Source organism: Pseudomonas sp. PP3 (genome assembly GCF_905336995.1).
In the GTDB taxonomy this organism is placed as follows: domain Bacteria; phylum Pseudomonadota; class Gammaproteobacteria; order Pseudomonadales; family Pseudomonadaceae; genus Aquipseudomonas; species Aquipseudomonas reinekei.
The window spans coordinates 294,807-309,214 of record NZ_HG995459.1; the positions used below are offsets into that span (position 1 = coordinate 294,807).

General features: G+C 60.3%; 14 protein-coding genes. 8 read left to right on the top strand and 6 right to left on the bottom strand.

The annotated features are described in order from the left end of the window. The first annotated feature begins 4 nt into the window (after positions 1–4). Together KHO07_RS01325 and KHO07_RS01330 are read left to right on the top strand one after the other, a co-directional pair. The gene (locus KHO07_RS01325) at positions 5–886 is read left to right on the top strand and encodes an ABC transporter permease subunit (RefSeq protein ID WP_191635244.1); all 882 of its coding nucleotides are present in this window, start codon (positions 5–7) and stop codon (positions 884–886) included. After that, positions 883–1,770 (top strand): ABC transporter permease subunit, encoded by an 888-nt coding sequence (locus KHO07_RS01330; RefSeq protein ID WP_075946379.1) that lies wholly within the window; start codon positions 883–885, stop codon positions 1,768–1,770. Before KHO07_RS01325 ends, KHO07_RS01330 begins: the two co-directional genes overlap by 4 nt. A 135-nt stretch (positions 1,771–1,905) precedes the next feature. On the opposite strand, the gene KHO07_RS01335 is transcribed toward KHO07_RS01330, so the two are convergent. Then, complete coding sequence (locus KHO07_RS01335) at positions 1,906–2,547, bottom strand: HD domain-containing protein (protein WP_150734104.1); 642 nt, start codon at positions 2,545–2,547, stop codon at positions 1,906–1,908. A gap of 339 nt (positions 2,548–2,886) precedes the next feature. Between KHO07_RS01335 and KHO07_RS01340 the strand changes: the two genes are divergently transcribed. After that, a complete protein-coding gene (locus KHO07_RS01340; RefSeq protein ID WP_212626294.1) occupies positions 2,887–3,852 on the top strand; it encodes a DJ-1/PfpI family protein in 966 nt (321 codons plus the stop codon). 125 nt (positions 3,853–3,977) lie between these two features. Here the strand turns inward: KHO07_RS01340 and KHO07_RS01345 are convergent, their stop codons facing one another. Continuing rightward, entirely contained in the window at positions 3,978–6,389 is a 2,412-nt protein-coding gene (locus KHO07_RS01345) for a penicillin acylase family protein (protein WP_212626295.1), read from the bottom strand. A gap of 110 nt (positions 6,390–6,499) precedes the next feature. Beyond that, a complete protein-coding gene (locus KHO07_RS01350) occupies positions 6,500–7,081 on the bottom strand; it encodes a DUF6436 domain-containing protein (protein ID WP_212626296.1) in 582 nt (193 codons plus the stop codon). Positions 7,082–7,177: 96 nt separating this feature from the next. Here KHO07_RS01350 and KHO07_RS01355 point away from each other — a divergent pair, with 96 nt between their 5' ends. After that, a complete protein-coding gene (locus KHO07_RS01355; RefSeq protein WP_212626297.1) occupies positions 7,178–8,128 on the top strand; it encodes an alpha/beta hydrolase in 951 nt (316 codons plus the stop codon). A gap of 126 nt (positions 8,129–8,254) precedes the next feature. Here KHO07_RS01355 and KHO07_RS01360 read toward each other — a convergent pair whose 3' ends face one another. Further along, positions 8,255–9,007, bottom strand: coding sequence for a DUF2059 domain-containing protein (locus KHO07_RS01360; RefSeq protein WP_150734109.1), 753 nt, complete (start codon positions 9,005–9,007; stop codon positions 8,255–8,257). Positions 9,008–9,115: 108 nt separating this feature from the next. On the opposite strand from KHO07_RS01360, the gene KHO07_RS01365 reads away from it, so the two are divergent. Beyond that, positions 9,116–9,748 carry a 2OG-Fe(II) oxygenase gene (locus tag KHO07_RS01365; RefSeq protein WP_150734110.1) on the top strand — a complete coding sequence of 211 codons (633 nt, stop codon included), beginning with the start codon at positions 9,116–9,118 and terminating at the stop codon, positions 9,746–9,748. 2 nt (positions 9,749–9,750) lie between these two features. Next, positions 9,751–10,230 carry a DUF523 domain-containing protein gene (locus tag KHO07_RS01370; RefSeq protein ID WP_150734111.1) on the top strand — a complete coding sequence of 160 codons (480 nt, stop codon included), beginning with the start codon at positions 9,751–9,753 and terminating at the stop codon, positions 10,228–10,230. 124 nt (positions 10,231–10,354) lie between these two features. Here KHO07_RS01370 and KHO07_RS01375 read toward each other — a convergent pair whose 3' ends face one another. Beyond that, entirely contained in the window at positions 10,355–10,939 is a 585-nt protein-coding gene (locus tag KHO07_RS01375) for a transporter substrate-binding domain-containing protein (protein ID WP_212626298.1), read from the bottom strand. A 135-nt stretch (positions 10,940–11,074) separates the two neighbouring features. On the opposite strand from KHO07_RS01375, the gene KHO07_RS01380 reads away from it, so the two are divergent. Further along, on the top strand, positions 11,075–11,500 hold the full coding sequence (locus KHO07_RS01380; RefSeq protein ID WP_150734113.1) for a DUF4399 domain-containing protein: 426 nt from the start codon (positions 11,075–11,077) through the stop codon (positions 11,498–11,500). A gap of 47 nt (positions 11,501–11,547) precedes the next feature. Here KHO07_RS01380 and serA read toward each other — a convergent pair whose 3' ends face one another. After that, a complete protein-coding gene (gene serA, locus KHO07_RS01385) occupies positions 11,548–12,777 on the bottom strand; it encodes a phosphoglycerate dehydrogenase (RefSeq protein WP_075946368.1) in 1,230 nt (409 codons plus the stop codon). A gap of 204 nt (positions 12,778–12,981) precedes the next feature. On the opposite strand from serA, the gene KHO07_RS01390 reads away from it, so the two are divergent. Further along, a complete protein-coding gene (locus KHO07_RS01390; RefSeq protein WP_150734114.1) occupies positions 12,982–14,376 on the top strand; it encodes an FAD-binding oxidoreductase in 1,395 nt (464 codons plus the stop codon). The last annotated feature ends 32 nt before the right edge of the window (positions 14,377–14,408 follow it).

Below are 14,408 nucleotides of genomic sequence, written 5' to 3' on the forward strand. Positions count from 1 at the left end.
AATAATTCCCGGTGGCCGCCAGTTGGTCATCGGGGTTCCTTTCATCTGGCTGTTCCTGTTCTTCATGTTGCCGTTCTTCATCGTCCTGAAGATCAGCTTTGCCGAAGCCGACGTGGCCATCCCGCCGTATACCGAGATTTACAGCTACGCCGAGCAGAAGCTGCAATTGCTGCTGAACCTGGGCAACTACGCGTTGCTGGGCGACGACGAGTTGTACATCGCCGCGTACCTCGGCTCGCTGAAAATGGCGCTGATCAGCACCATTCTCTGCCTGGTCATTGGCTACCCGATGGCCTACGCCATCGCCAGCGCCCGCAAAGAGCTGCAAACGGTGCTGGTGCTGCTGATCATGATGCCGACCTGGACCGCAATCCTGATCCGCGTGTACGCGTGGATGGGCATCCTCAGTAACAACGGCCTGCTCAATGGTTTCCTGATGAGCATGGGTTTGATCGACGAACCGCTGCAGATTCTCAACACCAACCTGGCGGTGTACATCGGCGTCGTCTATTCGTACCTGCCGTTCATGATCCTGCCGCTGTACGCCAACCTGGTGAAGCACGATACGAGTTTGCTGGAAGCCGCTTCCGACCTGGGTTCGAGCACCTTCAACAGTTTCTGGAAAATCACCGTGCCGCTGTCGAAAAACGGCATCATCGCCGGCTGCATGCTGGTGTTCATCCCGGTGGTGGGTGAGTTCGTGATCCCGGAACTGCTCGGCGGTCCGGAAACCCTGATGATCGGTAAAGTGCTCTGGCAAGAGTTCTTCAACAACCGTGACTGGCCTGTGGCGTCTGCCCTGGCGGTGGTGATGCTGGCGATCCTGATTGTGCCGATCATTCTGTTCAACCGCAGTCAGGCCAAGGAAATGGAGGGTAAAGAATGAAGCGCTTCCGTTTCTCCAGCCTGATGCTGGTCGTGGGTCTGTTGTTTATCTATCTGCCGATGCTGATCCTGGTGATCTACTCGTTCAACGCCTCGAAACTGGTGACGGTATGGGGCGGCTGGTCGATCAAGTGGTACGTCGGCCTGATGGACAACTCGCAACTGATGGGCTCGGTGGTGCGCTCGCTGGAAATTGCCTGCTACACGGCGATTGCAGCGGTGGCGCTGGGTACATTGGCGGCGTTCGTTCTGACCCGCATCACCCACTTCAAGGGCCGCACGCTGTTCGGCGGCCTGGTCACCGCGCCACTGGTAATGCCTGAAGTGATCACTGGTCTGTCGTTGTTGCTGCTGTTCGTGGCCATGGCGCAGATGATCGGCTGGCCGCAGGAGCGTGGCATCGTCACCATCTGGATCGCCCACACGACGTTCTGTGCGGCGTATGTGGCGGTGGTGGTATCGGCGCGCTTGCGTGAGCTGGACCTGTCCATCGAAGAAGCGGCCATGGACCTCGGTGCACGGCCGTGGAAGGTGTTCTTCCTGATCACCATCCCGATGATCGCGCCATCGTTGGCGGCCGGCGGCATGATGTCGTTTGCCCTGTCGCTGGATGACCTGGTGTTGGCGAGCTTCGTCTCCGGCCCGGGTTCCACGACCCTGCCGATGGAAGTGTTCTCGGCGGTACGTCTGGGTGTGAAGCCCGAGATCAACGCCGTGGCCAGTCTGATCCTGTTGGCCGTTTCGATCGTGACCTTCCTGGTCTGGTTCTTCAGCCGCCGCGCTGAAGAAAACCGCAAGCGGGCAATCCAGCAGGCCATCGAAGAAAGCGCTGCCGACTCGTGGAAGCAACCGGACGTGCGTCGCGCGCAGCCGGAAGCGGTGTAAGCCGGATGTCGGGTTGACCACAACTTTGTGGCCAACCCGTACCTCTCTGTAGGAGCCGGCTTGCTGGCGATGGTGTCTCAGTCACATTGATTTCGACTGACACACCATCGCCAGCAAGCCGGCTCCTACAGGGACTTACGCGACCCAAGGGGATTTGCGGATGACGTCGACGAAGTTCATCGGTTTGAACCCCGGTTCCTGATCCACCAGCACATCGGTTTTCACGTTGCCAAAGGTGGTCTGCGGACGATGGCGCAAGCCGTCGGCAAAGGCGCAGATGATGCACTCCTTGAACCCCTCACCCCGTGGATGCGCATGCACCACCGCCTCACGCTGCACGGTGGAAAACGCCGCGTAGTCCATCCCCAGCACATCCATCTCGACGCCGGCGGTCACCAGTGCCACCGTCGGGCGCAGGTGCTGCGGTACGCCCGGCGTGGTGTGCAGGGCAATCGATAACCAGACCTGCTCGATATCGTCATCGCTGAACCCGTAAGGTTTGAGGAACGCTGCCGCCGCATTGGCACCATCGACCTCGAAGCGTTCGTTGTCGCTGCGATACCCATCCACCAGGCCGAGGTCATGAAACATCGCACCGACGTAAAGCAGCTCCGGGTTGTAGGCCAGTTGCTTACGTTCGCCGCTCAGCGCACCGAACAGAAATACCCGACGCGAGTGGTGGTAGAGCAGGTCGGATTCGATGTCGCGGATGTATTCGGTGGTGGCCTTGGCCAGTGCGCTGTCGGGGATTTTGATACCGGCGATGGTGCTGCTCATGGAAGAATCCTCACAGTGAGCGCCGTGGTGGCGCTGAGGATTCAAGTCTGTTCGTGCCCCCAGCAACGGACAATCGATCGATGGCTGCGATCCCGGCCAATGAGGGGGCATATCGCGCCAACCTCGCTTGTTGGCGCTGGATTGGCTACGGTTGGTCGCGGCAGCTTTGCTTTCGTGGCGAGGGAGCTTGCTCCCGCTGGGCTGCGAAGCGGCCCAGGAATCTGCAATCAGAGATCTTCAGGTGCAGCGCGTTCGGAGGTTTTGCGACTGCTGCGCAGTCGAGCGGGAGCAAGCTCCCTCGCCACAGGTACGCGTGATTCCATAGAGGCCTTCTTAACCATGCAGAAAACCGTTGCCATCGTGGTATTCGCCGGCGTTCAGGCGCTGGATGTCACCGGGCCTATGGATGTATTTTCCGAGGCCAATCGTTTCCTCGCGCCCGAGGATCACTACCGTCTGGAGGTGATCGGCGTGGAGCGCGGGGCGATGGCCTGTTCCAACGGCCTGGCACTGAACGCCCACCGGCATTTCAGCGAAGCGTTGCAGGCCTACGATTTGCTGTTGGTGGCCGGTGGTCCGCAGTTGCCGTTCATGGACTTTGGCGCCGCGTTCGATGCCTGGCTGCGGGATGCCTGCGCCCTGGCGCAGCGCTTTGGTTCGATCTGCAACGGCGCGTTCATGCTTGCCCGGGCCGGGTTGCTGGACGGGCGGACGGTGACAACGCATTGGGGCGATGCAGCGGCGCTGGCGGCGTTGTGTCCGTCGACCCAGGTCGAGGCCGATCGTTTGTACGTGCAGGATGCCGAGCTCTATACCTCGGCCGGAGTGACGGCGGGGATCGATCTGTCGCTGTTTTTGCTCGGGCGCGATCACGGGCCGGAAGTGGCACTGAGCGTGGCCAAGCGATTGGTGGTGTTTACCCAGCGTTCGGGTGGGCAATCACAGTTCAGCCCGTTCCTGACGCCCCACGCCGAGCCGACGTCGGCGGTGGCGATGGTCCAGCATTATGTGTTGGCCAACCTGACGGGCGACCTGGCCATCGCTGACCTGGCCAATGCCGCCAACATGAGCGCTCGCAACTTCTCCCGGGTGTTCGCCAAGGAGGCGAAAATCACCCCCGCCGAGTTCGTTGAGCGGGCAAGGGTGGATGCGGCTCGGGTGATGCTGGAAAGCACCCGCGTACCGCTCAAGACCGTGGCCTATCAGTGCGGCTTTCGCGATGCCCAGCATATGCGCAGCGTGTTCAACCGCAGGCTGGGGGTGACACCGCAGCAGTTCAGGTTGAATTTTGCGGCGATGGTCTGAGCCGGGATTTGCGTTGGTCTTGCGGGCCTATCGCTAGCAGGCTAGCTCCCACATGGGTCCGGTGCATGCAAATCCATTGTGGGACCTAGCCTGCTAGCGATAGCGTCAGTCCATCCAATACAAATCTACTGAGCACCCCGCGCCGGTAACAGCTTCAACGTACTGCGAGTATTGGCCGTCACTTCTTCGTCATTGAGATACGCCTGGTAGTAAATCCCCTCGACATACGCTTCGGCCTGATCCTCGTAGTGGCTGTCAAACGGCACACCACTCTGGCCCACCGGGTTGACGGTCAGGCTGTGGGTCGGGTCGGCGAAGTCGATCAAGCGACGTGTCGACGGGCCATAGGTGACCGGCCAGGGTGCCGGGCCAATCTTGGCCGACAGATTGTTCGGCACTTCATGGCTGCCGGGTGCCGCGAAGGGGCCGACGTTGAAGATCCGGTCCAGCGGCTTCTGCTGTCCGAGTGGATGGCCATGGGTCAGCGTATGCGCCTTGCCCCACTGCCATTGCGCAAAATCCGCACCGAGGGTGGTCTTGAGGTGGGTGATGCTGGCCTGCCAGGCAGCCTTGACCGTGTCGGCCCGGGTTTCCTTGCCGAGGGTGTTGCGGTTGTCCCACCACGGCGACTCCGGGTTGGCCGCCAGGCGCGGGAGTGCTGCGTCGATCACCCGGGTCGAAAGCAGCGTTTCGAAAAAATCATTGCCCAGCTCATCGTGCATCGCCGCATCGGCAAGGTTGAACAGGAACTGGTTGAACACAGTGGCGCTGGTGGATTCCAGCGGATAATCGCCTTTCCACTGCGCCAGTTGCTCCACCAGTTTGAGTTCAGCCGGATCGCTCACCACTTCTCGCAACACCGGTAGCAACGGTGCCAGCAGTCGTGGGCCATAACCGGTGGCGGTGCCCAGTTGCAGCTTCTGGCTGGACTCCAGATCCCACTTGATGGCCTTGTCGCCGAGCTGTTGATTGAGCTGTTGGCCACGGTCAGCCAGGTTGTAGTAACCGGGAATCTCCATGCCTGTGGCCGACACTGGCTGGAAGTTGGCGGAGACGATATAGCCCCGCGCCGGATTCTCTTCCTGCGGGTTGGCGCTGAACGGGTAGAAACCATCCTTGTCCGCCTCGGCACTGCTGCCGTCGAGGATGAACCACGGCTTCACGCCGGCAGGACGCTTGGGCAACTGCGCCGCCGCCCACCAACCGATGTCGCCCTTGGCGTTGCCCCAGACAACGTTCAGCCCGGGTGCCTGGATTTTGGCCGCAGCACTGCGGGCCTTGGCCAGGGTATCGGCGCGGTTGAGCTGATAGAAACCTTCGAGGATCGGGTTTTGGCTTTCGAGAAAGCCCCACCACATGGCGATCGGTGTTTTGCCGACGCTGTTGCCCAGCGCATCGTTGACGATCGGACCGTGGGGCGACTGACGCAGCACCAGGGTGACCGGTGCCTGGCCCTTGACCGCGATCTGCTGTTCGCTGCGGACCATGTCGACCCACTTGCCGCGATACCAGACCTGGTTGGGGTTGTCCGGATTGACCTTCTCGGCGATCAGGTCGAGGTCATCGTTCTGGAACATGGTGATGCTCCAGCCGAAATCGCGGTTCATGCCCAGCGAGGCGAACGGCATCAGGGCCTGATAGTGGCCGTACAGTTCGAAACCCGGCGAGGAAAGTTGTGCTTCGTACCACACCGACGGCGCGGAGAACCTGATGTGCGGGTCGCCCGCCAGCAGTGGCTTGCCGCTTTTGGTGCGATTACCGGCGACGACCCAGGCATTACTGCCCTCGAACTGCGGCAGGCCGTTGTCGGCCAGGGCTTGCTCACTGAGACGGGCGAGGGCGTTAAGGTCTTTCCAGTCCGCGCTGGCGAGGGTCGGCGCGGTGCCGTCATGCTGCTTCGCGAGCACGCCTTTGGGCTGCCAGTCGAGGTCGAACACGTTCAGGTAGTTGGCGCCGAGCTGATCGCGCACGTAAGTCAGCAGCGGTTCGGTGCGGAACGCCGCGGCAAAACTGTAGGCCATGTAACCGGCGATGCTGATGGTGTCCTGGGCTGTGAACGGGCGCTTCTGAATGCCCAGTACATCGAACTCCACGGGTTTGGCGTGGCTGTCCTGATACTGGTTGATGCCGTCCAGATAGGCTTGCATGGCGATGAACGCCGGTGATTGTTTGTCCAGGTTGGCCAGGTAGGTTTCGGCGCGCTCGCGAATGCGCAGGCTGCGCATCAACTTGTCGGTGTCGAGCAGTTTTGGTCCCAGCACCTCGGCCAGTTCACCGCGGGCCAGGCGGCGCAGGACTTCCATCTGGAACAGTCGATCCTGGGCATGAACGTAACCGAGGGCGCGGTACAGGTCGGTTTCGTTTTCAGCGCGGATGTGCGGGATGCCACGCTCGTCGTAGCGCACCGTGACCGACCCTTGCAGGTGTTGCAGTTCGACCATGCCCTGGCGTGTCGGCTGCTTGCTGTAGACGTACCAGCCGCCGGCGGCAGCGATTGCGACGACCAGCAAACCGAGTACGGTCAGGCTACGTTTCATGGTGACTCCTTGTTGTTATGGTGGCAGCAGATCCCTGGTGCCATTGTTTAACACGGCTCGCCGCGAACAAGCATCGCCCGTAGGAGGGATTCGTATTGCGGCGTTTGTCGCTACTTGCTCGTCTCGGCAGGCCACGGGCAGTAACAGCCCACGGCCAGTGTGTGCGTGGCACTCACTGCGCGGCCTTCGTCCAGCGCTTGCAGAATGGGCTCGATAAAACTGTTACTGGAGTTGCAAGTCAGGCCTTCGCTGTAGGGGCCGAAGTACGCCAGTTTGCCGCTGCGGTCCCAGATCGCCACGGCGGGGCTGGCGGGGATTTGTTCGGAACCGGGCAGGACCGTGAGGGTTTTGAGGTGGCTCAGGGTGCTCGGCAACTGGCCGTGGCTGCCGGTTTTTTGCACCGCATAGAACTCGACACCTTTTGGCCCGTACTGCTCGACCAGTTCGCTGAGGTGTTGTTGATTGCCGACGTTGCAGGGGCAGGCCGGATCCCAGAAGTGCACGAGACGGATGGCGCCCGGTCCGGCAAGCGTGTCGGGCAGGCGCAGCGGGTCGCCAGAGAACAACGCCGTGTGTTCGCTGAATGCGCGCAGGTAGCGTCCCTGAAACCAGTCGTATGCCGCCCACAGCACACCGGCACACAGCAGGGCGAGCAGGCTGACAAACAGGGTGGCGCGAAGGGGCGAGCGCATCGGTTCAATCCTCGAAGGTCGGCTAGCTTGCCATGCTTGTCGCGACAGATGAATATCGCAGGTCCATAAAGTCCGTTTCGTGCAATGGAATCGTTCATGCCCGCCACCTTCGACCCCAATGATCTACGCGCCAGCCTGCGGCCACTGGCCGAGGGTCAGCCGTTGTCAGCGCAGGCGCAGGCGTATCAGCGTTTTTACGGACTGGATTTTTCCGCGCGTAACGTGCGCAGCGGGCTGGGGCGTTTTCAAGTCGATGGCTATGAGGTGGTCAGCCAGGTCTGGTGGCCGGAGCGGGCGAAAGCGACCTTGTTTGTCTTTCACGGTTTTTATGATCACACCGGGCTCTATCGACATGTCATTGACTGGGCGCTGGACCAGGGTTTCGCGGTGATTGCCTGCGACCTGCCAGGCCATGGGCTGTCCAGTGGCGAGCGGGCGAGCATCAAGGATTTCGCCGAGTACCAGGACACCTTGCAAGGGCTGTTTGCTGAAGCGCAATCCCTTGACCTGCCGCAACCCTGGCACTTGTGTGGGCAGAGCACCGGCGGGGCGATCGTGATCGATCATGTGTTGAATGCCGGGGCGAGCAGTCCGGCGCAGGGCCAGGTGATTCTCCTGGCGCCGCTGGTGCGGCCGCGGGCCTGGGGCTGGTCGCATTTGAGTTACTACCTGCTCAGGCCGTTCGTCAAAGCGATCGCGCGGCGCTTCAGCGAGAACTCCAACGATCCGGATTTTCTAACGTTCCTGCAGGCCGATCCTTTGCAACCGCTACGACTGCCGACAGCCTGGGTCGGGGCGCTGGCGCAGTGGATCAAACGCATCGAAGCGGCGCCGGGCAGCCCCCGTCGGCCATTGATTGTGCAGGGGCAGGCAGACATGACGGTGGATTGGCAGCACAACCTCGAGGTGTTGCGTGCGAAGTTCGATCGGCCTCAGGTGTTGATGTTGCCGCAGGCGCGGCATCATCTGGCGAATGAGGCGCTGGTATTGCGCGGGGAATATTTCGGGTTTTTGAGCAAGCGGATCAAGGGCAGGAATCCCCAGTGACGCTTGCGGCCCCATCGCGGGCAAGCCCGCTCCCACAATGGGCTGAGTGAACTTACAAATCTGCAACTGGCCGAAAACCTGTGGGGGCGGGCTTGCCCGCGATGGCGATCTTGCAGGCACCCAATTTCACTGAGCCAGATTCGAAGAACTCTGCCCCACCGCCAACCCTGCCTTGATGGCCGCCAGCGCCGCCTGGTAATACGCCTTGCCCTCCGCCGATTCAGCAAAGGTGGCGAACTCTTCCAGCTCTTCATCCGACAGGTCGCGATAGACATACAGCAGCGTGTTGTTCAGGTCGCTGCCGATCTGTTCCATCAAACGCTGACGTTGCCCGTTCAACATGCCTTGCGCCTGACCGGCACCGAGCAGGCCGGGGATCATCGAGCTCAGGCTGTCGGCGGCCACGCCCGCAATCGCCAGGCTGACCTCGGCGCCAGCCTCGCGGGCGGGCAGGGCCTGGGCCAGATGACCGATGATCAACAGGCGGCTGTCGCTGGCCTGCATCTTCGGCAGACCCTTGGCATTTTTTGCCAACTGATCACGGCGGGTGGCGAGTAATTCGGCGGCGACGATTTTCTTGCCCAGCGGCGATTGAAAGAACGCCAGGGCCGGTTTCGGATCGGCGAGGTTTTTTCGCAGCTGCGCTTCGGCACGCTGGTCCACGGCGTTGGGGGCGAAACGTTGATTGCTGTTGTTGACCAGTGCCTGGAACACCGCCGGTGGCAGGCTGCTTTCGTAGCGTTTTTGCGCGGCCGAAAGGGCGTCGTTGAAATGCGCGCGTTGTTCTGGCCAGCCGGCGACCTTGTACAACTGGTCGTGGCCGTCTGCCCAGGCGGGCAATACGCAGAACATCAGCAGTGAGAAAAGCAAACGGCGCATAGGGACTCCTGTCGGCAGGCGACTATTCTCCGTGTGGCATCAGGACTTGTCGAGAATTCGTATCAACCCGCTGCGTGGCTCTGTCGGATTTTCAGGCGCAGGAATACTATGCGCGCCATGCAAATACCTTCTGATCACCCGCTGCTGTTACGTATCGTCGACGACCTGGCTGTTAATGGCTGGTCGCAGCAGAATATTTTCCTGCCTCTGGATCTGACCCGAGCACTGGCGGCCGAGTGCCGTAAACGTGCAGCCGAGGGTGAGCTGGCCCCGGCGGCGGTAGGGCGTGGGCTGACATCGGAGGTCCGCGAGGGCATTCGCGGCGATCACATCCAATGGATCGAGCCCGGCCAGGCCGAGGCGTGCGACAGTTATCTGGGGTTGATGGACAGCCTGCGCGAGGCGATGAATCGCGGTCTGTTTCTGGGGCTCGAAGACTTCGAAAGCCATTTCGCACTGTACCCGCCCGGTGCGTTTTACCTGAGGCACGTCGACCGGTTTCGCGATGACGATCGGCGCATGGTATCGGCGGTGGTCTATCTCAATGACGCGTGGTTGCCTGAGCATGGCGGCCAGTTGCGCATGTACCTGGACGAAAGCGCACAATACGATGTAGTCCCCGTCGGTGGCTGCCTTGTGGTGTTCCTGTCGGGTGAAGTCCCCCATGAAGTCCTGCCGGCGACCCGGGAACGCCTGTCGTTGACCGGCTGGTTCCGGCGTCGGGGCAACGAGCCATTCTGATCATGCAGAAGATATTGGTAAGCCGCTGTCTGCTGGGGCACCGCGTTCGCTACGACGGCGGCGCCAGCGGCCCGTTCGATCAGCTTCAACAATGGCTCGACGAGGGACGGGTGGTGCCGTTGTGCCCGGAAGTCGCTGGAGGGCTGCCGACGCCACGGGCGGCTGCGGAGATTCCGGGCGGGCAGGGCGGTGAAGTGCTCGAGGGGCATGCCGCGGTGATCACCACCGATGGCCAAGACGTCAGCGCGCAGTTCCTGTCCGGGGCCTATCAGGCACTGGAACTGGTACAAAAACACGGCATCCGCATAGCAGTGCTCAAGGCCAACAGCCCGTCATGCGGCAATCTGCTGACCTATGACGGCACGTTCAGTGGTGTGAAAGTCAGTGGCGAAGGCGTGACGGCGGCGTTGCTCAAGCGTCATGGCGTGTTGGTGTTCAGTGAGCATGAGTTGGCCGAAGCGGTCGCCGCCCTGCACCTCTAGCATCCTTCGCATCACTCTGCAGGAGCCGGCTTGCTGGCGATGTGCGGTGTGACAATCAATATAAATGTTGAATATTGCACCGCTATCGCCAGCAAGCCGGCTCCTACGATTAGTCGTGGCGGTTTCAAGGTTTGGGCATCGCCCCCGACTCCGCGCCAAACCATTTCTCCACCAGCTTTTCCATTCGACCATCGGTCTTGATCCGTTGCAGCGCATTTTCCAGGCTGGCATGAAACGCCGGATTACCCTTCTGAAACGGAATCGCCAGGTCAACGGCCGGGTTGGCCTTGGGCTTTTCTGCCGTCAGCGACTGCACCAGCAGAATGGATTGCGGCTCATCTTTTTGCGCGATCACTTGCGCATTGGTCTTGATGTAAGGCGCGCTGAAGTCGAAACGATCCGTCAGCGCCGGGGTCTGTGTAATGTGATTGATGGCGACGTCGTATTTGCCGCTTTCCACGCCATTGAGCAGATCGCTGGCGTCGGTGACGACAAAGTCGGCCCGCACATCCAGTTCCTGGGCGAGCATTTGACCCAACTCGACTTCGAATCCCGTGAGTTTGTCGCCTTCCTTGAAATTGAAGGGAGGGGTATTAGCTTCAACGGCGATGCGTAATTCGCCGCGGTCGTTCACGTCGTCAATCAGTTCGGCATGAGCCAGTGGACTCAAAAGGGGTAGCAGGCAGATCAGGCCAGGCAGAAAGCGCATGGTCACTCCTTTGAATTTTTTATGGCGGCCCCTTGATTCAGGCTCGCTTTGCTATGGTTGTCGAGTGCCTTCGACAACGATTGACCATGAAGTTGTCATGGTCACGCGGATTTTACGGAAAAACTGGAGAAGAGAATGAAAACCTTTATGTTGCGTGCTGCTTTTGCTGGCCTGCTGATGGGCGTTTCGGTACTGGCCAGTGCGGCTACACCGGCGCCCAAGGGCGCTGAAGTGTCCATTGTTTCTCCTGCGGACGGCGCCACGGTCCCTAAGACGTTCGTCGTCAAGTTCGCGGTCAAGAATATTGCGCTGGCACCTGCCGGTGATGTGACCAAGAACACTGGCCACCACCATCTGCTGATCGACGTCGACAAGCTGCCGGTCGCCAACCAGCCGATTCCGACCGATGCCAACCATGTGCATTTTGGCAAAGCACAGACCCAGGCTGAAGTGACACTGACGCCGGGCGAGCACACGTTGCAATTGATACTGGGCGACAGCGGCCACATGCCATTCGATCCGCCGATTGTCTCCGAGAAAATCACCGTCAACGTCAAATAAAAAAAGGGAGCCCCCAGGGGCTCCCTTTTTTTTCGCTTGAGTCGCTCTTAGAACAACACGCGGCTACGGATGGTGCCGTTGACGTGTTGCAGCTTCTCTTGCGCCAGGTCCGAGTACTCGGCGTCGACGTCGATGACCACGTAGCCGACCTTCTCGTTGGTCTGCAGGAACTGACCGGAGATGTTGATGCCGTTTTCGGCGAAGACCTTGTTGATCTCGCTGAGCACGCCCGGAATGTTCTCGTGGATGTGCAGCAGGCGGTGCTTGCCAGGGTGAGCCGGCAGGGCCACTTCCGGGAAGTTCACGGACGACACCGAAGTACCGTTGTCGCTGTACTTGACCAGTTTTTCTGCCACTTCCAGACCGATGTTGGCCTGGGCTTCAGCAGTGGAACCACCGATGTGCGGGGTCAGGATCACGTTGTCCAGGCCACGCAGCGGGCTTTCGAACTCTTCGTCGTTGGAGCGTGGCTCCACCGGGAATACGTCGATGGCCGCGCCGATCAGGTGCTTGTCCTTGATGGCGGCAGCCAGGTGGTCCAGCTCGACCACGGTGCCGCGGGCGGCGTTGATCAGGATGCCGCCTTTCTTGATAGCGCGGATTTCCTTCTCGCCCATCATCCACTGGGTGGCGGCGGTTTCCGGTACGTGCAGCGAAACGATGTCGGACATCGCCAGCAGCTCGTGCAGGTTGCCCACCTGGGTGGCGTTACCCAAAGGCAGCTTGGTGATGGTGTCGTAGAAGTACACCTGCATGCCCAAGCCTTCCGCCAGGACCGACAGTTGAGTACCGATCGAGCCGTAGCCGACGATGCCCAGCTTCTTGCCACGGATCTCGAAGGAGTTGGCCGCGCTCTTGATCCAGCCGCCACGGTGGCAGGAAGCGTTCTTCTCAGGGATGCCGCGCAGCAACAGGATCGCTTCGGCCAGCACCAGCTCGGCTACGGAGCGGGTGTTGGAGTACGGGGCGTTGAACACGGCGATGCCGCGCTCGCGAGCCGCGTCGAGGTCGACCTGGTTGGTGCCGATGCAGAAACACCCGACCGCCACGAGCTTCTTCGCGTGATCGAAGATCTCTTCGGTCAACTGCGTGCGGGAGCGAATGCCGATGAAGTGAGCATCAGCGATCTTTTCCTTGAGCTGGGCTTCCGGCAGAGAACCTGTGAGGTACTCAATGCTGGTGTAGCCCGCCGCCTTGAGGACGTCGACAGCCGATTGGTGGACGCCTTCGAGAAGAAGGAACTTGATCTTGCTCTTATCGAGAGAAGTCTTGCTCATCTGCGTAAACCTGTATCCCGGAGAAAAATGGCAGGAAGTAGCCAGCAGACGCTGACCCGGACGACAAGAATGCCGTCGCCGCAGAACAGCCGTTGGGCACTATGCTGCGGGGTCGGTATGCTAGCATATGCACCCCGCTAAACACTCATTCCTGCGACGTGAAGCGTTCTCAGGATGACCATGAATTGTTCGAGAGTTCTGTCGATGACCAATCCTGCCCTGATTGATGAGCTGAAGACCCTGGTTGAGCCTGGCAAGGTGCTGACCGATGCCGACTCCCTGAATGCTTACGGTAAGGATTGGACCAAGCATTTCGCCCCGGCCCCGACTGCCATCGTGTTTCCCAAGACCACCGAGCAGGTGCAGGCCATCGTCCTGTGGGCCAACAAACACAAAGTGGCGCTGGTGCCTTCCGGCGGTCGTACCGGTTTGTCGGCCGCTGCCGTGGCAGCCAATGGCGAAGTGGTCGTGTCGTTCGACTACATGAACCAGATTCTTGACGTGAACCTCACCGACCGCACCGCTGTTTGTCAGCCGGGCGTGGTCACCAAGCAATTGCAAAACGTCGCTGAAGAAAAAGGCCTGTACTACCCGGTGGACTTCGCCTCGTCCGGTTCGAGCCAGATTGGCGGCAATATCGGCACCAATGCCGGCGGGATCAAGGTGATTCGCTACGGCATGACCCGTAACTGGGTCGCCGGCATGAAAGTCGTGACTGGCAAGGGCGATGTGCTTGAGCTGAACCGCGATTTGATCAAGAACGCCACCGGCTACGACATGCGTCAGCTGTTCATCGGCGCCGAAGGCACCCTCGGTTTTGTTGTTGAAGCGACCATGCGCCTGGATCGTGCACCGAAAAACCTCACCGCCATGGTTCTCGGCACCGCCGATTTCGACTCGATCATGCCGGTGCTGCACGCGTTCCAGAGCAAGCTCGACCTGACGGCTTTCGAATTTTTCTCCGACAAAGCCCTGGCCAAAGTCATGGGCCGCGGCGACGTACCGGCGCCGTTCGAATCCGATTGCCCGTTCTACGCGCTGCTGGAGTTCGAAGCGACCACCGAAGAAGTGGCCAACCACGCCCTGGAAACCTTCGAGCACTGCGTCGAGCAGGGCTGGGTGCTGGATGGCGTGATGAGCCAGAGCGAAACCCAGCTGCAAAACCTGTGGAAGCTGCGCGAATACATCTCCGAAACCATTTCCCACTGGACACCGTACAAAAACGACATTTCGGTCACCGTGTCGAAAGTCCCGGCGTTCCTGAAAGAAATCGACGCGATCGTTGGCGAACACTATCCGGACTTCGAAATCGTCTGGTTTGGCCACATCGGCGACGGCAACCTGCACTTGAACATCCTCAAGCCGGATAACCTGAGCAAGGACGAGTTCTTCGCCAAATGCGCGACCGTTAACAAGTGGGTGTTCGAAACCGTCGAGAAGTACAACGGTTCGATTTCCGCCGAACACGGCGTGGGCATGACCAAGCGGGATTACTTGACCTACAGCCGTTCCCCGGTTGAGATCGAGTACATGAAAGCGGTCAAGGCGGTGTTCGACCCGAACGGCATCATGAACCCGGGCAAAATTTTCGCTGTTTGATTTTCGAACTTTAAGAGCCAACGAAGCAGGAG

Bases quoted from the DNA above. Each gene is read 5' to 3' on its own strand.
- KHO07_RS01370 (WP_150734111.1), top strand. From the start codon at position 9,751: ATGCAGAAGATATTGGTAAGCCGCTGTCTGCTGGGGCACCGCGTTCGC.
- KHO07_RS01390 (WP_150734114.1), top strand. From the start codon at position 12,982: ATGACCAATCCTGCCCTGATTGATGAGCTGAAGACCCTGGTTGAGCCT.
- serA (WP_075946368.1), bottom strand. From the start codon at position 12,777: ATGAGCAAGACTTCTCTCGATAAGAGCAAGATCAAGTTCCTTCTTCTC.
- KHO07_RS01345 (WP_212626295.1), bottom strand. From the start codon at position 6,389: ATGAAACGTAGCCTGACCGTACTCGGTTTGCTGGTCGTCGCAATCGCT.
- KHO07_RS01340 (WP_212626294.1), top strand. From the start codon at position 2,887: ATGCAGAAAACCGTTGCCATCGTGGTATTCGCCGGCGTTCAGGCGCTG.
- KHO07_RS01350 (WP_212626296.1), bottom strand. From the start codon at position 7,081: ATGCGCTCGCCCCTTCGCGCCACCCTGTTTGTCAGCCTGCTCGCCCTG.
- KHO07_RS01375 (WP_212626298.1), bottom strand. From the start codon at position 10,939: ATGCGCTTTCTGCCTGGCCTGATCTGCCTGCTACCCCTTTTGAGTCCA.
- KHO07_RS01330 (WP_075946379.1), top strand. From the start codon at position 883: ATGAAGCGCTTCCGTTTCTCCAGCCTGATGCTGGTCGTGGGTCTGTTG.
- KHO07_RS01380 (WP_150734113.1), top strand. From the start codon at position 11,075: ATGAAAACCTTTATGTTGCGTGCTGCTTTTGCTGGCCTGCTGATGGGC.
- KHO07_RS01335 (WP_150734104.1), bottom strand. From the start codon at position 2,547: ATGAGCAGCACCATCGCCGGTATCAAAATCCCCGACAGCGCACTGGCC.
- KHO07_RS01360 (WP_150734109.1), bottom strand. From the start codon at position 9,007: ATGCGCCGTTTGCTTTTCTCACTGCTGATGTTCTGCGTATTGCCCGCC.
- KHO07_RS01355 (WP_212626297.1), top strand. From the start codon at position 7,178: ATGCCCGCCACCTTCGACCCCAATGATCTACGCGCCAGCCTGCGGCCA.
- KHO07_RS01365 (WP_150734110.1), top strand. From the start codon at position 9,116: ATGCGCGCCATGCAAATACCTTCTGATCACCCGCTGCTGTTACGTATC.